We start from the raw sequence: 23,505 nt of genomic DNA on the forward strand, positions 1-23,505 counted from the left end.
CACGTTCACTCTCTTTCTTTACGCCTTTTTATTAGCTTTGAGCTGTTCTTCACGTTTTCTTAATTCCACTCGTCTGATTTTTGCAGAAGCCGTTTTCGGCAGGTTTTCCACAAATTCAATTTCTCTAGGATATTTGTATGGAGCGGTAATCGTCTTCACATGGTTTTGCAGCATTTTGACAAGCTCATCACTGCGTTTTTCATGATTTTGCAGGACAACATATGCCTTTACGATGGAGCCTCTGATTTCATCAGGACTTGCGACAACAGCACATTCTTTTACTTCTGGGTGCTTAACAAGCGCGTCTTCCACCTCGAAAGGCCCGATCGTATAGCCGGAGCTGATAATAATATCGTCATTTCGGCTTTCAAACCAGAAGTAACCTTCCTCATCTTTTCTTGCTCTGTCTCCCGTTAGGAAATAATCGCCGCGAATTTGTGTTTTCATTCTTTCCGGATCTTTAAAATACTCTTTAAAGAGCGCAGGCGTACTGAGGTGAACAGCGATATCGCCAACCTCACCAGGTTTGCAGATTTCACCGTCTTCATTTATGATCTCCACCTGATTTCCCGGTGTCGGTTTTCCCATGCTTCCCGGTTTAATAGGCGTATCTTTCAAAACACCAACCAAAAGCGTGCTTTCTGTTTGGCCATATCCGTCCCGTACCTTAATGCCAAAGTGCTTTTGGAAAACATCAATGACTTCACGGTTGAGCGGCTCACCTGCGGAAACAGCGCTGTGCAGGGCAGAAAGATCAAAACGGTCCAAGCCTTCAACCTTCGCCATTAAGCGGTATTCTGTCGGCGTGCAGCAGAAAACATTGATTTTGTAGCGATTTAAAAGCTCTAGATATTTTTCTGCTTTGAATCTGCCGTGGTACACAAAACCGGTTGCTCCGCTGCCAAGCACCGCTAAAAACGGACTCCATACCCACTTTTGCCAGCCAGGGGCAGCAGTTGCCCAGACGATATCCTTTTCAGAAATGTCAAGCCAAGCGCCGGCAGAAGTTTTTAAATGAGCAAATGCCCATCCATGTGTATGTACAACACCTTTCGGCTGACCTGTTGTCCCGGATGTATAAGATAAGAAAGCCATATCATCTCTTGTTGTGTCAGCTGTTTTAAATTGGCTTCCGTCCGCTTCAATTGATAAGAGGTTTTTCCAGCCGGCATCATTTTCACCAATAGACAGTGTAATCAGTTTGTCAGCCGTACTGACATCCCGGAAAGCGCCAATAAATTCGGAGTAGACGATAGCGCCTTTTACCTCTGCATGTTCAATCCGGTATTCAAGATCTTTTGCGCGAAGCATTTCGGAGCACGGAATAACGACCATTCCTGATTTCAGGATAGCCAAATAAACGGCATAGGCTTCAAGCACCCGCGGAACCATTACAATCAGCTTGTCTCCCTTTTTAAATCCAAGATCAGCTAAGGCCGCTCCGATTTTATTTGTTTCTTCCATCAGCTTTTCATACGACCAAGATTCTTGCTTACCCGACTCGTCCTCCCACAGAAGAGCGGTTTTTTGTCCAGCGGCACTGAACTTTTCCATTTCATTCACTAAATTATATTGCATAGGGGCAATTAAATCTTCACGTTTTAACACGAACAACTCCTCACTTTCTCCACCCATTATACATAAATACAGGCTCTTTCCGTAAGGATATGCCTAAAAGCAACCTCTGTAAACATAGATTTTATAGGCCGCTGGTCCTTTTTTATATGTAAAAAATGAAAAGGAGTGGGGATACCCCCACTCCTAAGCCATTATGTGAAATTGTGAATTAGAATTGTCCTCCGCCCATGTTTTGTTGAGCAAAAGATACAAGACGTTTTGTGATCTCTCCTCCAACAGAACCGTTAGCGCGAGAAGTTGTGTCTGCTCCAAGGTTTACACCGAATTCAGAAGCGATTTCTAATTTCATTTGGTCGATCGCTTGAGCAGCTCCTGGTACTAAAAGGTTGTTGCTGTTACCTGAGTTATTGTTAGCCATGTGTCTCACCTCCTTGTGAGTATAGAATGTGTCAAAACACATGGCTTCATTCAGAAAAACTTTGGTAATTGTATACAGGAGCTGAAAATTGATTTAAAAGAGTTCAGCGAATTTATCGTTAGCCTCTTGTTCGCTATACAGGGTCATTGTCTCAATGTTATCTATCGCTTCTTGAATATACGGCTCGAAATCAACAAAGCTTTCAAAGTGTTCAATTTTCTCTTTTTTAGGGCGTGTTTTCGGGCTTGGCGGTGTAAAGATCGTGCAGCAGTCTTCAAACGGCTGAATGCTTGTCTCATATGTGCCAATTTCCCGTGATTTTTCGATGATTTCTGTTTTGTCCATGGCGATTAACGGCCGCAAAATCGGTGTTGACGTCACCGCATTAATTGCATACATGCTTTCAAGCGTTTGGCTCGCTACCTGACCGAGGCTTTCTCCCGTAATAATGGCAAGCCCGTTTCTCTTTTCTCTGATTCTGTCGGCGATCTGAAGCATGAGGCGGCGGGTTGCCGTCATTGTGTAATTTTCAGGAATTTGTTTTTGGATGAGCTCTTGCGTTTTTGTAAATGGAACAATATGAAGTGTCATGCTTCCCCCAAAACGGGACAGACATTTCGCCAGATCCATTACCTTTTGCTTTGCGCGCTCGCTTGTGTATGGCGGGCTGAAGAAATGAACAGCTTCTACCGACAATCCCCGTTTCATCGCATAAAAACCGGCCACAGGGCTGTCAAAACCGCCAGAAAGCATCAGCATCGCTTTTCCTGCTGAACCAACTGGCAGCCCGCCTGCACCTTTTTCATCACGAATTGTCAAAAATGTTGCTTCTTCCCTGATTTCGATTCTGAGCGGGATGTCTGGGTTGCGAACATCGACCGTCAATCCTTCTGTATTTCGCAAAATATGGCCGCCGATTTCGGCGTTCATCTGGTTTGTATCTAATTCAAATTGCTTATACGCTCTCTTTGTCGCGACTTTAAACGTATCACCTGGTTTATACTGATCTTTGATAGCCTTTAGTGCGGTTGCCTTAATATCATCAAGGCGGCTGTCACATTTAATTGCCAGGCTGAAGCTTTGAATCCCAAACACTTGCTTTAAATGAGGAAAAAGAGCCTCAGGATCCTCTCCATTTAATGTAATCGTCATACGATCCCTGTTGGAAAAGTATTTTAAATTCGGATAGTCTTTCAAAACGAGTCTGATGTTTTGTTTTAAGCGCTCAATAAAGCTTTTTCTGTTTTTGCCTTTGGTCGAAATTTCCCCAAAACGTATTAATATATGATCGTAATTCATGTTCTACCTCATCATTTTCCTTAATTTTTTGATGCCAGGACGAAGCGCATTCATAAACGGTTCTGCCACATCGCTTGTCTGGCTGTAATTTAAACTGATTCTGATGCTGCTTCCGGCAATCTGCTCTCCTTTGCCCATCTCTAAGAGAACCTTGCTGGGCTTGTGTTCTTTTGCCGAGCAAGCCGATGTTGTGGAGACGAAAATATCCTGTTCCTCAAGCATGTGTAAAAGCACTTCCGCTTTAATCCCCGGTACAGAGAAATTAATAATGTGCGGCGCGCTATTCATTTGAGGCGTGTTGATAACGACGCCCTCAATTTCACTCAGCCTTTTCATAAACAATTCCTTTGCGGCAGTCATCGTGTCAAGCCGTGTGTCAAAATCAGCAGAGGCAAGATTAATGGCCTTGGCAAGCGAAACCGCTCCAGCAGTATGTTCTGTTCCGGCCCGTATGCCTTTTTGCTGAGAGCCTCCCGTTATGAGCGGAATAAGGCGTGTTCCTTCTTTTACAATAAGTGCGCCTGTCCCCTTCAGCCCGTGAAATTTATGCCCGGAAATTGAACACAGATCAATGCCGGCCTTTTCAATTGCCAAGGGCACTTTATAGATGCCCTGCACATAATCGACGTGGAACAAAATGTTCGGGTGCTTCTTCAGCACTTCCCCTGCCGCTTCAATCGGCTGCACGGAACCGACTTCATTGTTCACATGCATCATGCTGACAAGCACGGTATCGGGACGGATGGCTGCTTTTAGTTCTTCAATAGAAACAAATCCGTCTTCATTCACAGAAAGATAAGTGATATCAAACCCGAACAACTCTTTCAGCTGTTCTAACGATTCCGTAACAGATGGATGTTCAATAGAAGTGGCAATGATATGTTTGCCTGTTTTTATCTTTGACAAAGCCGCTCCTTTTAAAGCCGCATTATTGGCTTCTGTGGCGCCTGACGTAAATACAATATCATATTTTTTTAGGCCTAAGGACCTTTTGATTTGATTTTTGGCTGCTTGAAGCAGCTGTTCCGTTTCGGCTCCATATCGGTGCAAAGATGAAGGATTGCCAAAGTATCGGCTGCTTGTCTGTTCATACACGTTCAAGACTTCATCGTAAGGCTTCGTCGTTGAACTATTATCTAAATATATCATCTTTTTTACTCCTTTATGAAAGCGGTACAAGGTATGATATTTATGTTACCATAACAAAATTTAATAGAAAATTACGAAAAACTAGTATTGACTTCTAATTTTTTTACCATATAATAAGATTTGTTCGTTTCGTCATATTATCTGACAATTAATTGACAGAATATTTTAACATAATTATTAGGAGGATTTTTTTCATGAAACACTCACTGCCTGTCAAAGATACCATTATTATTGGTTTCATGCTATTTGCGTTATTCTTTGGAGCAGGAAATATGATTTATCCGCCGGAACTTGGACAAGCAGCCGGACACAACGTCTGGAAGGCCATCGGCGGATTTTTACTGACAGGGGTAGGCCTGCCGCTTCTCGGCATTATCGCCATCGCATTAACTGGTAAGGACGCTAAAGGCCTTGCTGACAAAGCGCACCCTGTTTTCGGCACAATCTTTACTGTCGTGCTTTATTTATCAATCGGACCATTATTCGCCATCCCGAGAACAGGAACTGTTTCATATGAAATTGGCGCTGTTCCGTTTTTGACTGGCGTACCAGAAAGACTTTCTTTATTAATATTTACACTTATCTTTTTCGGCGTTACGTACTATTTAGCGTTAAACCCATCCAAGGTTGTCGATCGAGTCGGAAAAATTCTGACTCCCATCAAATTCACAATTATTTTAATCATTGTTCTCAAAGCCATCTTCACGCCGATGGGCGGATTGGGCGCCGTGACAGAAGCATATAAAGGAACACCGGTTTTTAAAGGATTTTTAGAAGGCTATAAAACAATGGACGCACTTGCTTCAATTGTATTTGGCGTTGTCGTTGTAAATGCTGTAAAAAGCAAAGGCGTTACACAGTCTAAAGCTCTTGCTGCAGCCTGCATTAAAGCAGGTGTGATTGCCGCTTTAGGGCTGACTTTCATTTATGTATCCCTTGCTTATTTAGGTGCAACAAGCACAAATGCCATCGGTCCTGTTGGTGAAGGAGCTAAAATTTTATCTGCGTCTTCCCATTATTTATTCGGTTCATTAGGCAACATCGTACTCGGAGCAGCGATTACAGTCGCATGTTTAACAACAAGCATCGGCCTTGTCACATCTTGCGGCCAATATTTTTCAAAACTTATTCCGGCATTATCATATAAAATTGTCGTTACGATTGTCACGTTATTCAGCTTGATCATTGCGAATTTCGGACTCGCGCAAATTATCGCGTTTTCTGTTCCTATTTTATCAGCTATCTATCCGCTTGCCATTGTCATTATCGTTCTTTCCTTCATCGATAAGATCTTTAAAGAAAGACGCGAAGTGTACATCGCATGCTTGATCGGTACAGGACTTTTCAGTATTTTAGACGGTATCAAAGCAACCGGTTTCTCACTTGGATCTTTAGATGTGTTTCTAAATGCGAATCTTCCTCTTTACAGCCTCGGCATCGGCTGGGTGCTTCCAGGAATCGTCGGAGCGGTTATCGGCTATGTGCTGACCTTATTCATCGGACCATCCAAACAGCTTAATGAAATAAGTTAATGTCACAGAACGCCTGCGTTATTGCGCAGGCGTTTTGCAATGAAAAAAAGAGCCTGCTCATTACACTGCGGGCTCTTTTTCATGGTCGTGATTATCTAAGCGGATATGTCTGCTTTGATTTTTTCAACTGCACCTGGCGCAGCCTTTTCTACAGCGGCAGCTGCAATTTCATAAGAGTCGTCATAATCAAAAGCATAAAAACGTCTTTCCGCTTCTTTCAGCTGTTCAGATAAAATATGATTCTGGCTTCTGAACCGGTTTCCGAACTGAATGATTTTTTCAATGAGGATGACCTGCTCGACAAGTTCCTCTGATTCCCGGCTTGCCCTGTTGACGATTTCTTCTGCTTGCTTCAAATGGGCTCCGGCTTCTTCCATATTTAATGGAAGTTCGTTTAGTTGATTGACTGTTTCTTGAATATGATGATGCGCGTTCTCCAGCATTTCTTGAATATAGCTCGGAATCCCTGGAATGTTGCTAGTCTTCAGCAGTCTAGCTGTCTCAGAAATTGTTTTTTTCAAATTGCTGAGCGTCTCCCTCGCCTGAAGCTCTTCTTTTCTCAGCGCTTGCAGATTTTCACGATACTCGGCATGCTCTTTTTTCACTTCTTCAATTTGCTTCTCTATTGAAGCAACTTCTTCTACTAAAAGTGAGTAGGCGACATGCTCTGCATCAAGCTTATCTTTAACGGATGATAGCAGCTTTCCAATTTCATCAAGGCGCTTTTCAAAAGCCTGCTGTTTGCCGAGCTCACCGGCTGTCAGCCTGTAGCTTTCCTTCACCAGCTCAGTTTCCGCTTTCGTATGCTCTTTCTCTTCTTTAAGCTTGTCGTAAGCAATAATCAATTCAGGCATTTTGCTTAGTACGGATTGACCGGCTTCAACTTCGCCCTCCAGCTGCTGATAAACAGATTGAATATTTTCGTCAATGAGCTGCAGGATTGCGGACGCTTCATCAATATCCAGCTCAGTCATCAGGACATGTTCCGCTCGTTTCAGCTGGTTTGACAGATTTTCTAATTCCTTATCAAGCTGGATATGCTCAAGCTTGTACCCTTTTTCTTTCATTTCGCCATAGCCATCCTTGAGCTTTGCAATCTGTCCGGGCACCGTCTGTTTACAGTCAGCTAACAGCTTCGGCACATCATCTATGTATGACTGAAGCCGTTCAAGATTGCGGTCCTGCTCAAGCAGTACTTTTCGTGCAGTAATATAGTTTCCGCCTTCTGTTTCTTCTTCAAATTGTTTGATGCCGCTCCAAATTTCGTCCAGATCCTTTTCAAGGCTGTCATAAAGCTCCCCGTAAAGGTGGCTGTAAGCCAGCAGGTTTTTTCGAGATTTCGAATAGCGCTCCCTCACCTGTTCAATCTCTTCACGGCTCTTTTCCTCACTTGTGACAAGATCGCTGATTTCCCGAAGAATCTTTTCAATGCTTGATTCAGCCGCTGTCAGCAGGTCGTCGATATGAACGAGCACTTGATTGGCCTTTTTAAACCGGTATTTGTCTGCATTTTCCTCGGCATCATAAAGGAGCTCTTCAACTTTCGGCATGTGGGCTGTGACAATCTCGTCCCATTCTTCACGCCACTTCTCAAAGAACTCTTCTGTCTGACCCGTCATTTTTAAATGTTTTATTTTAGACATTTCTTCCACGATCGACCGATTCAGAATTTCAATCTTCCACGATTCCAGCCGGTCGATTTCGGCGTAGATTTTTTTCCTGAAAAAGTAGCCTGCCGCAAACAGCGCAAGCAGTACAATTAATAATCCAATGACAAACTCCATAATGAGCCCCCTTGCTGTTTACCTTAATCTGTCAGGGTGTTTTATTTATTCAGAAAGATTTCAGGATATGTATTGAGAAAAACTGTCGTTTTCATTGTTATTATGATACCATGTAACAAACATTTTTTGACCAGAAATCAAAAACTTTTTGTGCAAAATCGGCAGGATTTGACTATTTTTTCATGGGGTGACATCAATGCAAAAGCGAGACGGACATATTCACACACCATTTTGCCCTCACGGCTCCAATGACACACTCAGACAATATGCAGAAGAAGCCTTAAAAAAAGGGTTCGAATCGATTACTTTTACCGAACACGCCCCATTGCCGCCCTCTTTTACCGATCCCACGCCGCTGAAAGACAGCGCGATGGCGCAAGCTTCTTTGGAACGCTATATTCATGAAATTTCCGGATTAAAAAAAGAATATCGCGGACAGCTTAGCATACGGATAGGGCTTGAAGTCGATTATATCGCTGAATTTGAAGACGAAATTACATTATTCCTGGACACATACGGGCCATATTTAGATGACAGCATCTTATCCGTTCATTTTTTGCGCACAGACTCTTCCTATCTATGCCTTGATTATGACGAGCATACCTTCAAAGAGCTGATTTCAGCCTGCGGAAGCATTGAAGCGGTATATGAACAATATTACCGGAGTATCTATTCTTCCATTGTAGCATCTCTCGGCGTTTATAAGCCAAAAAGAGTCGGTCACATCACACTCGTCCAAAAATTCATCAAGCTGTTTCCATACAGCATGTCAGAACATATTCGCGGCCTCGTTTCCCTGTGCCTGAATGCCATTGAAGAAAACGGAATGGAGCTCGACTTCAATACTTCCGGCTTAAGAAAAACTTACGCTGGCGGTATTTATATCGAGGATTGGATGCTGAATGAAGCGAAGCAAAAGAAGATCCCGCTTGTGTTTGGGTCAGATGCCCATCAAGCGGGAGATGTCGGATATGCGTATGAGGCGTTTTTGGAACGGTGCTAGTTGGTGAGCGCCACGTCTCCTGTCCGGAAGACGCTTCTGATCCAAATCTTGATTTCTTCAAAATACATTTTATAAAAATACGGCTCGTGCGGCTGCATGTAGAGTACTTCTGAAATATATTGAGGCTGGAGATAGGGCATCATCAAGAGAGATTTTAATTGGAGAATAAAATGAGGCAGCGGCAGCGTTAAATATTCACGCTGTTTTTCTCCTTCCTCAATGATCAGCTGGAAGATATACTTTTCCTTCATTAGATATGTCGACATAATTTCCCTGATTAATGTGGAGTCAATTGTGACTTCCCGGTAGACAAAACGAGTTAATTGACGATGATTATGCTGATAGGATAAAATATCGAAAACCAATTGAAGAAGCTGTTCCTGAGTGCTTTGAGAAGAGATATTGCTTGCCGCTGTTTCAAGCGTTTTGCTGTAGCCTTCGTAAAACTCTGAAACTAAGTGTTCCATCAAGCCTCCTTTGCCTTTAAAATAGTAGGAGATGTGCGCAACATTTACATCAGCTGACTTTGCGATTTCACGGACAGACGTGCCAGAAAATCCTTTTTGGTTAAAAAGCATGACAGCAGATTCAATAATTTTGTCTTTGGTGCTTACTTTCATACAGCTCACTCCTTCCTCTTGATACTATTCAAGCAGAAAGCCGCTGTTCCTGTAAGAACTTATCGACAAATGCCGGCAGAAAAGCCGGAACTTTGTTTTATATTATAGAAAAAGTGAGGGTTTTCCATGTTCCATGTCGAAAAACAATCTGGAGATAAAGAAAAAGACTATCAGCTTCTGCTAAAACAGCTCGAAGCCATGACCGAAGACGAAACAGACCAAATAGCTAACTATGCAAATGCCTCAGCACTGCTGTATCATTCGCTGCCTGAAGTCAACTGGGCGGGTTTCTATTTTGCCAAAGAAGAGGATGGACAGCTTGTGTTAGGTCCGTTCCAAGGCCTGCCGGCATGTGTTCGGATTCCTTTCGGCAGAGGGGTTTGCGGCACAGCGTACGCAAACGGAAAAGTGGAACGTATTGAGGATGTAAACGCGTTTCCGGGACATATCGCCTGCGATGCAGCGTCTCAATCAGAAATTGTGCTTCCGATTCGTGTAGACGGAAAAATTGTCGGCGTCTTGGACATCGACAGCCCAGTGAAAAACCGTTTCGACGAAATTGATGAAAAATACTTAACTCAATTTGCCGAAACGCTAGAAAAAGCGTTAGCGCAGTAATATAAAAGCCCAAAACTGATATCGTTTTGGGCTTTTTTTATTTTATTGAGTCATGAATCATCAAGCGGTTTTTCCCGCTCCGTTTCGCGCTGTAGAGCGCTTCATCTGCCTCATGCACAAGCTCTTTCAGCGACTTTTTTGTTTCTGTCGTCCAGCAGGAGATACCGCAGGAAATGGTTACCTCGGGTTTCGTATTTTTTCTGACCGCGTAAACCAGTCGCTCGGTAATCCGTTTCCCCACTGCAACCGGCACATTTGGCAAATAAATCGCCAGCTCCTCTCCTCCCCAGCGGGCACCGACATCATGCTTTCGGATGTTGCTTTTAATCACTGAAGCGACTTGAATTAAAATCTCGTCCCCAGTCTGATGGCCGTACGTATCATTTACATTTTTAAAATTATCAATATCAACAAGAATAAAAACACCCTTTTGATGGATTTTCATGCTGTATTGAATTTTTTCATCTAAATACGCTCGTGAATACAGTTCAGTCAGCTGATCTGTTTTCACGAGATGCTCAAGGCGGTCGCGAAGCATTGAATTGGTTACAGCCAGTGTCGCGTGATGAATCAGCGCCTGAAACAGCTTGTACATTTCAAATGTAAAAGCGTACAGCTCCTGTTTCAATAAAACCGCAAAGCCTAAAAGCCGGTCGTTTTGAATCATCGGAGCAGCCATCAGCGAGCCGTACCCCGCCTTCCCAAAAACAGACTGGCCATTCCCGATGAAAACCCCTTTTTCACCTTCATACAGCTTTTCTTTCAGCTCATTATAAAAATCTGACGGCTTCGCTTCTTTAAAAAATGCTGTGCTGCCTGGGAGCAATGTTAGGTTTTCAAAATGGTCTATATGAAAAAATCCCACTTCTTCTGCCTGAAACGATTCTGCCATTCTCACAGCCAGATCATTCATTGTATCAGTCAATGTCAGCCGCTGATTCAGGCGTCGTGATGTTTCATTAATCAATTCCAAATTTGCGATGCTTGCTTTGGATTGTTCGTAGAGCTGGGCATTTTCAAACGCTTTTCCCGCGGCGTTTGCTAACAGCGACATTTCATCAAGGCAGGCATCAGTAAGAAAGCTGTCACCCGTTCCTTCAGCCTTCAACACCCCGTATGTGCCCTGCTGTCCTTTGATCGGAATATAGGCGACAGATTCATTTTTCCGCAAAATGTCTCCGGACAAATACACTTTGAGCGCAAAGGAATCGGATTTTTCCCCTTCCATATACAGCTCTTTTGCAGGAATCCCTAAACATTGGTCTTGATCGTGCGATATAAATAAAGAAAACTCAAAAAGAGAAAATGTGCTTGTCAAGCTTTCTAAAAGCTGCTTCAGCACATCTGTCTGATCAAGCAGTGAATGGAACAGCTCTGTCATTTTGTATATCTTTTTTTGGTAGATCGTTTTGTTATAGAGTCTTTCCTGTTTCATCGACTGGTTTAAAAATGAAGCAACCACGTCCGGAAGCCCTTCAGGAATCTCTTCATCCTGCCTGCATGCAAGATGGAAACGCCTGCCGGAGCCGTCCTCAATCAGGTAACATGAAGCGTTTATTTTCGAAGCGGAAAAACGCGCTTCACCATCTGCCAGTTTTGTCACAAAGTCTGATGATGACGGTGTAAGCGAAACACAAAGGGTTGAAAAATAGGTTTGAATAGCCGAAGTCAGCCATATGAAAGAGTCGGTGAATGTGACTTTTTCAGATTTGGTTAATAAAAAATCGAGCATATGATAATGAAAGGCGGATAATTGATCTTTAGTTTGTTCTACCATGTTTTTATCACCTAAAAGTTTACCACTAATTTTTGTTTATTATATCATAAACGGTGAAGCAATAATGGAGGAATGGTTGACTTCAAAACAAATAAATTATATAATGACCTTTGTGTGAAATATTGCAGCCTTTTTGTTCAGCTTCTATGTTTTCATTTTGTTCCTTATCGATAAGGTGTATCGTGTAACTCTCTGCTGCTGGAGCGAGGATACATGAAAACAAAATGTGCATGGTCGAATAGAGCAGACGGTTTTTATTTTCCACAAAAATAAAACCAAAGGAGGAGTCACATTATGGCTCGCTATACAGGTCCATCTTGGAAACTGTCCCGCCGTCTAGGAATCTCTCTTAGCGGTACAGGAAAAGAATTAGAAAAACGCCCTTACGCTCCAGGTCCACACGGCCCAGGACAACGTAAAAAATTATCAGAATACGGTTTGCAATTGCAAGAAAAGCAAAAGCTTCGTCACATGTACGGTGTAAACGAACGTCAATTCCGCACTTTGTTTGACAAAGCTGGCAAACTAGCTGGTAAACACGGTGAAAACTTCATGATTCTTTTAGATTCTCGTCTTGATAACGTTGTGTACAAGCTAGGTTTAGCACGTACTCGCCGTCAAGCTCGCCAATTGGTTAACCACGGTCACATTCTTGTAGACGGAAGCCGCGTTGACATCCCGTCTTACCTAGTGAAACCTGGTCAAACAATCGGTGTTCGCGAAAAATCAAGAAACCTTTCTATCATCAAAGAATCTGTTGAAGTGAACAACTTCGTTCCTGAATACCTTACTTTCGACGCTGAAAAGCTTGAAGGTACTTTCACTCGTCTTCCTGAGCGTTCTGAACTTGCTCCGGAAATTAACGAAGCGCTTATCGTTGAGTTCTACTCTCGTTAATTAAAATGCTCTTTAAAGAGCATTGGATTAAACCCTAGAAACGTTGTTATATCAACATTTCTAGGGTTTTTCTTTTGGATTCTGCTATGCAGAATACTGTATTTCCCCTTATTTATTTGGGGGAGATTGGGGGAGGTTTTGGGGGGATTAAAAATGATGGACAGACGCTCCCTCTCTTTGAAAGATACACTCTGAAAAAGGAGCTACATATGAACATAAACAAAACAAGGGGTTTACTGTATAAGATAGCGCGTATCCTTGGTGATGTTCAGGCAGCCAAAAACGGAACACTTGGAAAAAGAGTGGCCCGCCGTGCAGCCGGCAAAGCGACAAATAAATTATTAAAAAACTTGTTCAAATAAAAGGGATTTGGAAAAATATGAAGTAATGTATCTATAGAGAGGAGTTGATAAATGATGATCGCACGCGAGCTACCAGTAGGAACCCATCAAATCGACCCACCTGTAGGAACGGGCTTAGGTCGTGAAGTAAGAGTAGGTGGATAAATAAAAAGGCTCTCTCATATGAGAAGGGCCTTTTTATTATTGGTCGACTCGACAACCGCACTTACAAATGAAATGAACATGTTTATTTCCATACCAATTACACACATAATCAGATGATTTATTAAGACACGAAGGACAACTAACGCCCGGTTTGTTCTCCGGTTCTCCTTGATGCTGTTCATAAATTTGCAAAACCTCTTCAATCAATTTTGGTACTCTTTCTAATCCCTCTTCCAGCTCTTTTGATAACTTTTTCATATATCTCACCTCTACATGCACCATATCAGAACAAACGTTCTCGCGCAATAAAAAAACCCTTTTCAGGGTTCTTGTATTAAGTGCCAACAGGTCTTTCTGCAATTTGTATTTCTGTTCCAACTGGTTTTTCACTAAAATGAAAGTCAGATTGAGTAATCAAACTAGTGCCAACAGCTAATCCACTTAAGATAATAGCTGTAACAGACACACGAAGTATTAATCTTTTCATCCTATTCCCTCCAACTGCCTCATTTTCTTTTCGGCTAAAATAGCTCGTTTAGAAAATTCAAGAGCATCCTTATAACATTCTTTCTCCTCGCAGTACCGAGAGATAATCAAGGATAGATCAAGAACACTGTCTAAGTCATTCTTTTCTTGAAGGAAATGAATATAACTCAAACAATGCTCAATGGTTTCGTTTTGATTATCTTGAAGAAGTTTATAAATGATGTTTATTTTAGCCTCATACACTTTATTCTCTTTTTGGTTTAAATTTTCCTGTCCTTTTTTGTAATAATATACAGCCTTATCCTTTTGGCCCATGAGGAATAACTCTTTGGTAGCCATGTAAAGAGAGTTAATGTAATAAACTGATTGTCGCCACTCTTTATTTCTTATGGCTTTTCTCAGTGCGTTGAGACAGTCTTGGGATCTGTTTGCTGCTGAGTACGTAATGCTTAAATTGTGATGGATTTGCGCTTCGAAAAATTTATCATCAAGCTCTTTTGAAATTCTAATCGCTTGGAAATAGGCTTCTTCAGCTTTATCAAATTGTCCTAGATCAGTATAGTTAGTTCCAACAACCATCAGTGCAGTTGCAAACTTTCTTTTGTAATTTTCATTCCCTTTATAAATATTGAGTGCGTTGTTTATATAATTTAATGAAACAATACTTTGCCGTAGCATCATATACATAGACGCCACTTTGGAATAAAATTCAGCAGCTTCTATTTCATCAGGTATATTCGATAACTTCTTTTCAGCTATTTTGAATAGACTTATAGCATTCTCAAAGTTTCGATTATATGATTCGTATAACGCTTCGAATAAAAAGAAGTAATACTCTATCATGTGATCTGTTTTTTGTATTTCTTTTGCGTGTCTTTTATTGAAATATGAATGTTTGGGAAAGTCTGATCCTTTAACTTGGTACATCATCATTTTATGTCTCTCTTCAAGCAAAGAGTAATACATCAATACCTCTTGATCTTCCACCATTTCATCAAACAGAACTTTTACCTCTTTAAAGTATTTCTCGGCAGCCTCAACATTTTGCTGTTTTATAGCGATATACCACTCATTTAAGATATTAGCAACATACTCAGAAGCAAGTTTACTCATAATAAACCCCTCTTTCTGTCAAAATTCTAAATACTCAAACAAATATTAACACACGTTTAACATTTTATGTCATATATAGAAATAATTTTCGACATAGCGCAATTTATTTTTCGTTATGGCGCAAATTTTCTTAAGGGTAATTTTTACTATTTTTTAAGAATGAAGAACTCATTAAAAAATGAGTCTGTCGAACTTAATACTATGCGGCCAGAATTCAACCAAGTTAATAGTACCTATGTAATTCGAATCATTCTTGTAACGACATATTTATTATCAGCTTCTCTCTCCTAAACTATGGTAAAATCCCTGTGTTAAATTCCATATGAAAGGATATGATCATGAAGGTATTTGAAGCCAAAACACTGCTTTCCGAAGCTGAAAACCGTGCAAAAGAATACAAAGATTTAAAAAGTAAAATGATCAAGTTAAAGAAAGCATTCAAAGCTGTTGCTGATTTAGATGATAGTGAGTTTTCAGGTAAAGGGGCAAATAACATCAAATCATTTTATGAAGATCAGGCCGGCATTGCTGACCAGTGGATTGATCTAATTGAGATGAAAATATCTTTTTTAACAAGTATTCCTGGTATCTTGGAAGACGCCAGCTTATCAGATGCCTACATAGAAGAATCCTTCCTAGAGCATGAGTTGGTCAATGCTAATTCTAAATCAAAATCCATCATGTCAGAACAGAAAAAGGCCATCAAAGACATCTTAAATGAAATACACGATGTCCTTCCCTTAGATGTTTTTTCAACGGAAGATTTTAAAGATGAGTTATCCTCTGCTGAGAAAAAACGAAAAAATACAGTCGAGAAAATAAGTGAAGTCGATGAGAACCTAACGTCAGAATACGCCTTGTCAGAAGCAAATGAACAAATGATTCAGGCTGATTACCAAGCACTCATAAATGCAACAGCAAGAGGCAAGAGTGCCTCTCCTATCCACTATAACGCAAAGGCTTATAGAGACAGTGAAATTCACAAAATGACTGAGGATGTAAAAAAACAATCGACTGAGTATATCGCCTTTAAAGATCAGCAGGCCGAACAAAGAAGAGTAGCAAAAGAACAGGAAGAGCTAGCGAACAGGCCATGGTACGAAAAGACGTGGGATGTTGTTTGTAATTTTACAGGAGAAGTCTCTGGATATTATGATTATAAAAGAGCCGCTGATGGAGTTGATCCTGTTACCGGCGAAAAGTTGACAGAGGGCCAACGTGTAGCAGCTGGAGCGATGGCTGCGGCAGGTTATGTCCCGATTGTTGGATGGGCTGGAAAATTAGCAAAAGGCGGAAAAGCTGTTTATTCAACCAGTAAAGCACTCTACACAGCAGACAAAGCACTTGATGTCTACAAAACGCCAAAGACATTCCATGCTCTTCAAAATTCGAGTAAAGGTCTATATGGGCTTGCTTCTGCGAACGGTTTTAGCGAAGCTATAACAGGCCGCGACATGTTTGGAAATAAGATTTCTGATGAGCAACGTCAAAACAGTCTTAATCATGCGTTATCGGTGCTTGGTGGATTCGGCTTACGTGGAGTTAATACTAAACTAAATGCCAAAAAACCAACTGGCTCTAAAAGACCATCTTGGCGCCAGTCAGAAGTTGACGTTGGAAAGGATTATCCCGGATACAAAGACCAAGTGTCCTTTAAGGAGAGAATCGAGGTAAAACACGGAACTAAGGACAGCTCCCGCCCTGATTTTTATAATACAGGGCACAGCATTGAGGTAAAAAATTATAAGTTGACCACATCATCAGGAAGAAGTAATCTTGTTAGAATTGTATCCAATCAATTTAACAAAAGGATAAAAGACTTACCAGAAGGAACAAAACAAACTGTTATAATAGACGTACGTGGTCAGACAGTTTCGAGAGATATTTTAAGAGATGTCAAAAGAAAAATAGATGAAAGAACCGATAATAAAGCAGAAGTAATATTTAAAATGGATTAGAGGTGTCTAATATGGCAGTAGGTTTTATGGTTGACTGCTTTTTCTATGAGGCGGGACACGGTGACTTTGTTCATTCATTTTTTTCTACAATCTCATATCATCTAGAAAAAGATGGATGGGGAACAAAATACCCTTTATTAATGAATAACTTATACCATGATAAATTAGAGTGGAGTGACGTTCCAACTGCTAGAGAGAATTTAAAAGAAATTGAAACAGAGCTTTCAAAACTTCCTCCTGAAAAGGTTATTTGGGATATTGAAGACTTATCAAAAAATCCTCCTTGGGGTAATAACATAAGTCAAAAAGTAACTAATCTATCAAACTATTTTGCGACAAACGACGGACAAACTTTCTTTGAGGTGCTATATAAGGCTATGGATGCTTCAGAGGAAGATAAATGTGATATGACTATTCGAAATGTATAAAAGAGAAGCCCTTTTAATAGAGGGCTTCTTTTGTTAATTTAACAGAGCTGCCAATTTTGCTTTTGTTTTCGGTCCGTAGATACCATCTGCTGAAAGCCCGTGCATCAGCTGGAACCGTTTCACTGCGTTTGCTGTTTTTGGACCATACACGCCGTCAATGCCGTTATTCTTCGCCCCTTTGTTCGGATAGAAATAAAGAGCAGACAACGCTTTCTGAATCTGTCTTACATCGTCTCCTTTACGCATCGGGCTTGTCACTTTATAGATGCCAGAAGGCAGCGCATATGACGTTTTCTTGCTACTTGATCTTGTTGTTTTCTTTTTGGCTGGACTTGTTTTGCTTGAGCTTGTTTTCCCGCCGCCCAACGCCTTCAATTCTTTTTCAATGGCAGCCTTAACCTCATCCCATCTTCCCTCTGACAAAATACGGTGCGGGCAATACTTGCCGTTCCAGTCTTGGTGTTTGCGAACACGATCAATACCCCAACCGCGCTCTTTAAGGAGCTGCGCCACAAACTTGATTGCCAATTTTTCAGCAGCGTAGTATTTAGCGCCTCCTGACTTGCTATAACAAATTTCGACACCAATCGACTTACGGTTCCCGGTGCCATTTGTGCCGTCTCCTGTATGCCATGCGTTACGATTTAACGGCAACCCCTGAATAACCTCTTTGTCATCAACGGCAAAGTGGAAACTTGTTGAACTGGTGTTTCCAATCATGTAACTGATCTCATTGGCAGCTGACGCATCGTTTGCCGTATTGTGGATGGTAATGTATTCAGCGTCCATGTAGTTCGGGCATTTCAAAGCGTATTTCGCTTCTGATACAATATTCTTTTTCACTGTGATTGTCATATTCATTCTCTCCATTCATTTTTAATATAGAAAAAGCCGCCGGTTTATCCAGCAGCCTGTTCATCCTTTTCTTTTGTTTGTTCGTTGTCATTTTCGATTACGTGAAGTCGATCAGTAATGGCAGCCGGAATCTTAACACCAATCTGTGCAAGGTTCTCCGTAATGGAAAGCCCCTCATTGGCGATATAAAAAAGAACGGTTCCAAATGTCAGGACACCGTTCAAATTGAGGATTGTATCTACGATATTTGCCACAATGACCACCAAAAAACTGAGCATCTTACGCACATAACCGAACCATGCGCTACGGCTGCGGAGCTCCTTAAACTTCCACGCTTTCACCACACCGGTAAGGATATCAATGATGTTTAGCACCAGCATTAAATCAAGATATTTTACACCCCCAAACAGATAAACTCTCGCTAAATCCAATGTTTCAAAATTAATAAACACCGTTGTCTCCTCCATTTCTTGTTATCACCTCCTTAGAGGCAAAATAAAAACACCTCTCTGGGTGTTGGTTAACTTCCTAAATCTATGACAACCGGCTCCGTGGCTGGATAAATAAAACCTGTTATTTCTTGATATTCTTCTGGCGTTAAAATCAATATCGGTATCATATCCCTGACCATTTCAGGAGTCCAGAGTTTGTCATCATAATAATCTTTTATTGTTTCGTACCAATCACTCATTTAATCACACCACCTGTTAACAGCTTGAATGTGAGGTCAGATACTTGCTTTTTAAGCTTGTCTAGCTCTGATGGTTCGGGAGGCGGAGGCTGTAAGCTGTCGATGTATTCTTGTGTAGCTGTTTCGCGCCATTCCGATTTGCCTTTATCGAACACCGGTTTATACATGCCGGCGCCGTCGGGATTAACAGGAGGGATATCTGTGTACCCTTCCGGAATATCCTCGCCGTTATTGATAATCATATTTTCTGACGGCACATAATTCATTTTGTTGTCGTATTTGTATATTTGTTTCATTCGATAACGCCTCCTCTACAGCGCTTTAAACGCGAAATCAAATTTAATATAGTTCGTGTTACTGGATACGCTTTCTACGATGACTTCACCAGTAGATTTGTATGCAATCCGAGCACTCTGTGCCGACCCTGACGCTATTTGTATACAACCCATAGATCGTGGCGGCCGCATGTTTTCAGGGAGTGTAAAAACAGTCGTTCCAACAACGCCTCCTTTTGCTTCCCCTCGTACCCATACTGTTTTCGACGCATCAATTCCAAAAACTACATCTTCGCCGCCGTTGTAGTGAGACCAGCCGTTCTGCAAAGTCGCAACAACCCACGAAAAGTTAGATACGTAAGTTTTGGCGTCAGCAAGCGCCTTATCAGCTTTTTCTTGCGCGCCCTTCGTTGTTTCTTTAGCGTTCCAAGCTGTGCGCTCATCAGCCGTAATATGCCGCGTAGTATCGTCGTCATGCGTATCAAATTCTTTCTTACTCGCCTGCTGCACGTCATCTACATTCGATAAGCCAATCTGCGCTTTTGTTACCTTGTGAGGATTATCCGTCTTAGCTGCGTGTTCGGACGTATAAGCCTTCGCATTAGCTTCCGCTGCATCTGCCTTTTCTTGCGCTCCCTCTTTCGTTTCAATTCGGTCGAGATCAGAGAACTTCGCTTTTAATTCGTCGAGCATCGCTGTTTCTTCGTCATACATCGCTATGATTAACGCCTTTAATGATTCGAAGTCATCGACGTAATATTCCGCGAGAGGTGCGATGTTCTGGTCTGCAAGACTTTGCGATACTTCAAACCCGAATTTGTGTGCTGAGAGTGATTGTCCGTTCGTATATTTCAGAATGAGTTGACAGTTGAATTTGCCGTACATTTTGATTTCATCCTCATCTAAAACATACTCTGCGATACCTTTCAACGGATCAACTATCGTGACATCTCGTATTCTCTGCTTACCGCTGGACGGAACGAGGATTACTTTTCCGGTCACGGCTGATAGTGGCAATGGGATGCCGTCCTTGCGTAAATAAAATATCAACTTTGCCGTATTAATATCTTGCGTTGAAAATATAAAAGATGCTTGGTAATTCCCTTCTGTTATTGCGTTTATATCGAACGCGTAAGAGCCGTTTTTATAAATAGCCAATATCGTTACCTCCCTTTAAATAGTCGCCGCGTACATTAATTCAAATACCACTCAAAAACAATTGGGTACCAAGAATTCACATCAGGAGTAGGGTGCCTTGTGGATAATATTTTCACTTTTCCATTAGGTTGGATTTGACAAACGGCATTGTACCCTCCTGATGTTGGAATCGTAAAGGGCAGCACTCTATCGGGCGACCAATCAGGATAATAGCTTATATACTCTGTGTCCATAGTTGTTACGCCTTTTAGTTCAGCTTCTAGTCGTATTTTATTCCCTATTCTTCGTATTCTTGGTTTGCGTTCTGGAACGTAGGCAGTCGCACCATTTAATAATTCTATGTCCATCCATCCCGTATCTTTGCGAGATTGGTTTACATTTACATCCAAGGAATACCCCAGCATTCGATTATGCCTTACAAGAACAACGTCAGCGTTATTCACGACCTGAACTGCAACTAAATCTCCTTTGTACACACAGCACGATTCATTTTCAAAGTTATAGTTGTAAATATTCGGAATGAAGTCGGAGAACTTTTTATTGATCGCACTTGCGAGTGAGTCTTTTGTGTAAATATAGTAATTTAAAAGTTCCCCACCTAGGTTGTACACAGATATAGCCGGCCTCCCATTACTTTTACCGTGTGACATGAATAGGAATCCATCGTTTAGGGTTATACCTTGTACCTTCTCCAAGTTAGGTATATAGTCTACAGTAAAATCGGTGTATAGAACGGGATTCCCCATCTTTATCGATTCCCAAGTGTACACATAAGCATGAATACTGGCTTGATTTACGGTTATCGAAGCAAAATAGTATTTGTTAGCCGCATATTTACTACTTACATTAGCTATAATTAAATCCGAGAGTTCTCCTGTATCATAATTAAAAATATTATATCCAGCCCTTTTTGAAGCTTTAACGATAAAGCATAAATTATCTTGGTCATTATAAAAAAATGACAGCCCCTCAGTGTATGCGCCAGATTCTATAGGGATTGATTTTCTTTCTTTGAAACTACCTGTATCAAGATCGCGAATTTCAATTCTCAGTTCTGTTCCTTCATTTTCTTGTGAAGCAACATAGATTTCATTTGTCAGCTCGTTTATATTTGCAGATTGCGGCCAAAATAAAGCTTCTTCCCGCGCCTTAAATGTAGTCATCGCTTCAACATTATTCAAATAGCTTAAAGCATCCTGTGAATTGGTTATTAATTCAACCGTCCTGTACATTTCTGCTAGTTGATTCTTAATTTCTCCCTTATCTGCATCTAATCTTTCTTTCAATACAGGATACACAAAACCATCATCGTCTACGCGCGCATCCACAACCTCTTTTATGTTGGTTCCGTCTGCGTTTAAAATTAGGTTTCGTATACGCGCTTTTGCAATTTCGATTTCTTCATAAACAGTTAGTCCGCCCCCATGAGCGATCTGTGAAGATGTATGAGCAGTCACAGCTGATTTATGTTTTGAAATGGAATTGGACAGTCCATTTAATTCATTTTCAATGCTTTCCAAGTCATCCCGCTGCTGTGCAAGATACAGTGAGTCTTTTGTAGAATCATAATCTTTTATTAATCTGATCACCATGAGATCACTCTCCTTTCAAGAACAAAACCAAAAGCACCCTGGTAAGGATGCTCATATCATCATTCTAAGTTTTTGCATATATCGCTTTTGATCTTTCAATCTCTTCTCTTGCTCCATCCGAATGTCTTGAATATCTTTTCGGAAATTGGCAAATGTCAGTGTCGGTTTTGCGTAAGGATTTAATGGTTTATATTGAATAGCCAAAAGACGGACATCATCTTCGTACGTGACACCGTAAGACGTGTCAGCCAATATATGCAACGTGTCACCTTTCCAGAAATCCTCTTGGATCTTTAAAAGCTTCGGCTCGTAGATGTATTCATAATCTACTTCTATTTCCGTCTGTGGATATGGATTGACGTACTTTTTCAAAGCCGCCAACATACTGGATGCTTTTTTATATTTTTCATCCCTCAATGGTTCTGCCCATCTCGGCATGCCATCAATGAGAAATTTATCTTCGTCAGGATGCTTGTACAAAACTGGCTCAAAAACATACTCTGTTTTTTTGCTGTCCGTGCTGCTGTTTTCTTTAATAGCGCCATAACCCCTCGCTCTTGTGGAGCACCCTTGAGTAGAGGTTTTGATTGTGATACCTGGCATGTTGTAACGGGTATCAAGTGTGTGATTTATTCGTTTACCCATTTTCTTATAGACATAGACTTTATAATTATCAACGTCTAACTCTAATCCATAATCCTCCACAATATCATCCATTAAATCATTTCCGAATCTGTCACCAAAATTCTCTTGTTCAACGCTAGAGAACTCACTTTCTTTGTCCATAAAGATGTACCTTAATTTTGTGCCTTTAAAAACAAAATCAAGCATCTTCCTGACGGTAAACGTCCCACTGATCGTATCTTCCACATAGTGATTGTTTAGTGTTACAACGTAGACGTGGCTTGCTGTTACTTTTTTCGAAAGTGTTCCTTCCTGGTTAATATCTATATCTGTGATGAAATACTTTTGATGATTGAATTTTTTCTCATCAAGATAAAGAATATTGTCATTCACAAGCAAGTCGTATTCTGTGCCATTATCTGCTGTCCTTGTGATCGTAAATTCAATGTCCTTTTTCCCTGTCGTATCGTCTAATAAGTCCGGGTCAGCTCCGATGACTTCAATAGCTTGTGAATCGTCCTGACTCGCCACATGTAGCTTAGGAAAATATACATCTTTAGGGAGGCTCTGATTTAGCGTAATATCTTTTCCGTCATACTCTTTACTCGGCAGGTCTACGATCGGATCAGGATTACTAGGTTCATCCGGATTGTCGGGCAGCCCCTCAGTGGTATCATATTGGGTTAATTTATACGTGAAAATAAGACTGTTGAGTTTTGTTGCGTAATTTGGATCGGTTGCATATCCGGCTTTTACGAGGGCAGCTGTGGCTTTTTGATAATCCGTCTCTCCGACAACGGCCCTGTAATGATTTTTATCCCAGCTTACACCATTGAGATACAGGTTAGCTAAGTCGTCAATAGACTCTTTCCAAGAGGGATATTTTCGAAACTTTGCCGGAACCTGAACATTTTCACCGTTAATGACTTCCCATGTCATCATTGTGACATATTGTCCCTTGTATTCGCCTTTCATGCCGAAAAGGTTGTGCGCTTTTGTCGCAAGTTCACTTGTTCCCCATGCACTCTCCAGACATCCCTGGGCAATGATTAACGAAGCAAGAATTTGATGGTTTTTATAAACTCTTTGAGCGTCGGCGGCTATTTGTTTAATAAAATCTTCTTTAGCCAAAAAACCACCACCT

24 protein-coding genes are annotated in these 23,505 nt (G+C 41.1%); 7 read left to right on the forward strand and 17 right to left on the reverse strand.

Going from position 1 to position 23,505, the window contains the following annotated elements; all coding sequences use genetic code 11:
- Positions 1 to 18: 18 nt before the first annotated feature.
- The 4 genes from NSQ16_RS14965 to NSQ16_RS14980 form a co-directional block, all read right to left on the reverse strand.
- Positions 19 to 1,608 carry an acyl--CoA ligase gene (locus NSQ16_RS14965; RefSeq protein ID WP_119899697.1) on the reverse strand — a complete coding sequence of 530 codons (1,590 nt, stop codon included), beginning with the start codon at positions 1,606 to 1,608 and terminating at the stop codon, positions 19 to 21.
- A 178-nt stretch (positions 1,609 to 1,786) separates the two neighbouring features.
- Positions 1,787 to 1,996: an alpha type acid-soluble spore protein SspA gene (sspA, locus tag NSQ16_RS14970; protein ID WP_003223491.1), complete on the reverse strand. Its 210-nt coding sequence runs from the start codon at positions 1,994 to 1,996 to the stop codon at positions 1,787 to 1,789.
- Positions 1,997 to 2,089: 93 nt separating this feature from the next.
- Positions 2,090 to 3,295, reverse strand: a complete 1,206-nt coding sequence (thiI, locus tag NSQ16_RS14975) for a tRNA uracil 4-sulfurtransferase ThiI (RefSeq protein ID WP_160221745.1) — start codon at positions 3,293 to 3,295, stop codon at positions 2,090 to 2,092.
- 3 nt (positions 3,296 to 3,298) lie between these two features.
- Positions 3,299 to 4,444 carry a cysteine desulfurase family protein gene (locus tag NSQ16_RS14980; protein ID WP_339232248.1) on the reverse strand — a complete coding sequence of 382 codons (1,146 nt, stop codon included), beginning with the start codon at positions 4,442 to 4,444 and terminating at the stop codon, positions 3,299 to 3,301.
- 194 nt (positions 4,445 to 4,638) lie between these two features.
- Between NSQ16_RS14980 and brnQ the strand changes: the two genes are divergently transcribed.
- Positions 4,639 to 5,976 (forward strand): branched-chain amino acid transport system II carrier protein, encoded by a 1,338-nt coding sequence (gene brnQ / locus NSQ16_RS14985; RefSeq protein ID WP_217024326.1) that lies wholly within the window; start codon positions 4,639 to 4,641, stop codon positions 5,974 to 5,976.
- Positions 5,977 to 6,071: 95 nt separating this feature from the next.
- On the opposite strand, the gene ezrA is transcribed toward brnQ, so the two are convergent.
- Positions 6,072 to 7,760 (reverse strand): septation ring formation regulator EzrA, encoded by a 1,689-nt coding sequence (ezrA, locus tag NSQ16_RS14990; protein WP_029318251.1) that lies wholly within the window; start codon positions 7,758 to 7,760, stop codon positions 6,072 to 6,074.
- Positions 7,761 to 7,956: 196 nt separating this feature from the next.
- Here ezrA and hisJ point away from each other — a divergent pair, with 196 nt between their 5' ends.
- Complete coding sequence (gene hisJ, locus NSQ16_RS14995; RefSeq protein WP_212059331.1) at positions 7,957 to 8,763, forward strand: histidinol-phosphatase HisJ; 807 nt, start codon at positions 7,957 to 7,959, stop codon at positions 8,761 to 8,763.
- On the opposite strand, the gene refZ is transcribed toward hisJ, so the two are convergent.
- Positions 8,760 to 9,383: a transcriptional regulator RefZ gene (gene refZ / locus NSQ16_RS15000; protein ID WP_014477663.1), complete on the reverse strand. Its 624-nt coding sequence runs from the start codon at positions 9,381 to 9,383 to the stop codon at positions 8,760 to 8,762. The two genes, hisJ and refZ, sit on opposite strands and share 4 nt — an antisense overlap.
- A 126-nt stretch (positions 9,384 to 9,509) precedes the next feature.
- Here refZ and NSQ16_RS15005 point away from each other — a divergent pair, with 126 nt between their 5' ends.
- A complete protein-coding gene (locus NSQ16_RS15005) occupies positions 9,510 to 10,001 on the forward strand; it encodes a GAF domain-containing protein (protein WP_003229311.1) in 492 nt (163 codons plus the stop codon).
- Between the two features lie 37 nt (positions 10,002 to 10,038).
- Here the strand turns inward: NSQ16_RS15005 and NSQ16_RS15010 are convergent, their stop codons facing one another.
- Complete coding sequence (locus NSQ16_RS15010; protein WP_032722348.1) at positions 10,039 to 11,778, reverse strand: diguanylate cyclase; 1,740 nt, start codon at positions 11,776 to 11,778, stop codon at positions 10,039 to 10,041.
- Between the two features lie 294 nt (positions 11,779 to 12,072).
- Here NSQ16_RS15010 and rpsD point away from each other — a divergent pair, with 294 nt between their 5' ends.
- Both rpsD and NSQ16_RS15020 read left to right on the forward strand, forming a co-directional pair.
- Positions 12,073 to 12,675: a 30S ribosomal protein S4 gene (gene rpsD, locus NSQ16_RS15015; RefSeq protein WP_003229304.1), complete on the forward strand. Its 603-nt coding sequence runs from the start codon at positions 12,073 to 12,075 to the stop codon at positions 12,673 to 12,675.
- A 209-nt stretch (positions 12,676 to 12,884) separates the two neighbouring features.
- Entirely contained in the window at positions 12,885 to 13,037 is a 153-nt protein-coding gene (locus tag NSQ16_RS15020) for a hypothetical protein (RefSeq protein ID WP_181280876.1), read from the forward strand.
- A gap of 180 nt (positions 13,038 to 13,217) precedes the next feature.
- On the opposite strand, the gene NSQ16_RS15025 is transcribed toward NSQ16_RS15020, so the two are convergent.
- The 3 genes from NSQ16_RS15025 to NSQ16_RS15035 form a co-directional block, all read right to left on the reverse strand.
- Entirely contained in the window at positions 13,218 to 13,439 is a 222-nt protein-coding gene (locus tag NSQ16_RS15025) for a hypothetical protein (RefSeq protein ID WP_106611004.1), read from the reverse strand.
- A 76-nt stretch (positions 13,440 to 13,515) separates the two neighbouring features.
- Complete coding sequence (locus tag NSQ16_RS15030) at positions 13,516 to 13,668, reverse strand: PhrK family phosphatase-inhibitory pheromone (protein ID WP_165882336.1); 153 nt, start codon at positions 13,666 to 13,668, stop codon at positions 13,516 to 13,518.
- Entirely contained in the window at positions 13,665 to 14,780 is a 1,116-nt protein-coding gene (locus tag NSQ16_RS15035) for a Rap family tetratricopeptide repeat protein (protein ID WP_106611003.1), read from the reverse strand. Before NSQ16_RS15035 ends, NSQ16_RS15030 begins: the two co-directional genes overlap by 4 nt.
- Positions 14,781 to 15,118: 338 nt before the next feature.
- Here NSQ16_RS15035 and NSQ16_RS15040 point away from each other — a divergent pair, with 338 nt between their 5' ends.
- Both NSQ16_RS15040 and NSQ16_RS15045 read left to right on the forward strand, forming a co-directional pair.
- On the forward strand, positions 15,119 to 16,738 hold the full coding sequence (locus tag NSQ16_RS15040; protein ID WP_106611002.1) for a T7SS effector LXG polymorphic toxin: 1,620 nt from the start codon (positions 15,119 to 15,121) through the stop codon (positions 16,736 to 16,738).
- Positions 16,739 to 16,749: 11 nt separating this feature from the next.
- On the forward strand, positions 16,750 to 17,166 hold the full coding sequence (locus NSQ16_RS15045; protein WP_106611001.1) for an immunity 70 family protein: 417 nt from the start codon (positions 16,750 to 16,752) through the stop codon (positions 17,164 to 17,166).
- 33 nt (positions 17,167 to 17,199) lie between these two features.
- Here NSQ16_RS15045 and NSQ16_RS15050 read toward each other — a convergent pair whose 3' ends face one another.
- Genes NSQ16_RS15050 through NSQ16_RS15080 form a run of 7 tightly spaced genes read right to left on the reverse strand, consistent with a single transcriptional unit; the run spans position 17,200 to position 23,492 of the window.
- Positions 17,200 to 18,021 (reverse strand): N-acetylmuramoyl-L-alanine amidase, encoded by an 822-nt coding sequence (locus NSQ16_RS15050; RefSeq protein ID WP_106611000.1) that lies wholly within the window; start codon positions 18,019 to 18,021, stop codon positions 17,200 to 17,202.
- 44 nt (positions 18,022 to 18,065) lie between these two features.
- Positions 18,066 to 18,488, reverse strand: a complete 423-nt coding sequence (locus NSQ16_RS15055) for a holin family protein (RefSeq protein WP_042975109.1) — start codon at positions 18,486 to 18,488, stop codon at positions 18,066 to 18,068.
- 53 nt (positions 18,489 to 18,541) lie between these two features.
- Positions 18,542 to 18,712: an XkdX family protein gene (locus tag NSQ16_RS15060; RefSeq protein ID WP_106611105.1), complete on the reverse strand. Its 171-nt coding sequence runs from the start codon at positions 18,710 to 18,712 to the stop codon at positions 18,542 to 18,544.
- Positions 18,709 to 19,008, reverse strand: a complete 300-nt coding sequence (locus NSQ16_RS15065) for a hypothetical protein (RefSeq protein WP_186453389.1) — start codon at positions 19,006 to 19,008, stop codon at positions 18,709 to 18,711. Before NSQ16_RS15065 ends, NSQ16_RS15060 begins: the two co-directional genes overlap by 4 nt.
- 15 nt (positions 19,009 to 19,023) lie before the next feature.
- Complete coding sequence (locus tag NSQ16_RS15070) at positions 19,024 to 20,145, reverse strand: BppU family phage baseplate upper protein (RefSeq protein ID WP_186453390.1); 1,122 nt, start codon at positions 20,143 to 20,145, stop codon at positions 19,024 to 19,026.
- Between the two features lie 35 nt (positions 20,146 to 20,180).
- Complete coding sequence (locus NSQ16_RS15075) at positions 20,181 to 21,737, reverse strand: hypothetical protein (protein ID WP_122060554.1); 1,557 nt, start codon at positions 21,735 to 21,737, stop codon at positions 20,181 to 20,183.
- Positions 21,738 to 21,788: 51 nt separating this feature from the next.
- Positions 21,789 to 23,492, reverse strand: a complete 1,704-nt coding sequence (locus NSQ16_RS15080) for a phage tail protein (RefSeq protein WP_106611082.1) — start codon at positions 23,490 to 23,492, stop codon at positions 21,789 to 21,791.
- Positions 23,493 to 23,505: the final 13 nt, after the last annotated feature.

This window comes from Bacillus sp. PS108, assembly GCF_037963335.1.
GTDB classification, from domain to species: Bacteria; Bacillota; Bacilli; order Bacillales; family Bacillaceae; genus Bacillus; species Bacillus subtilis.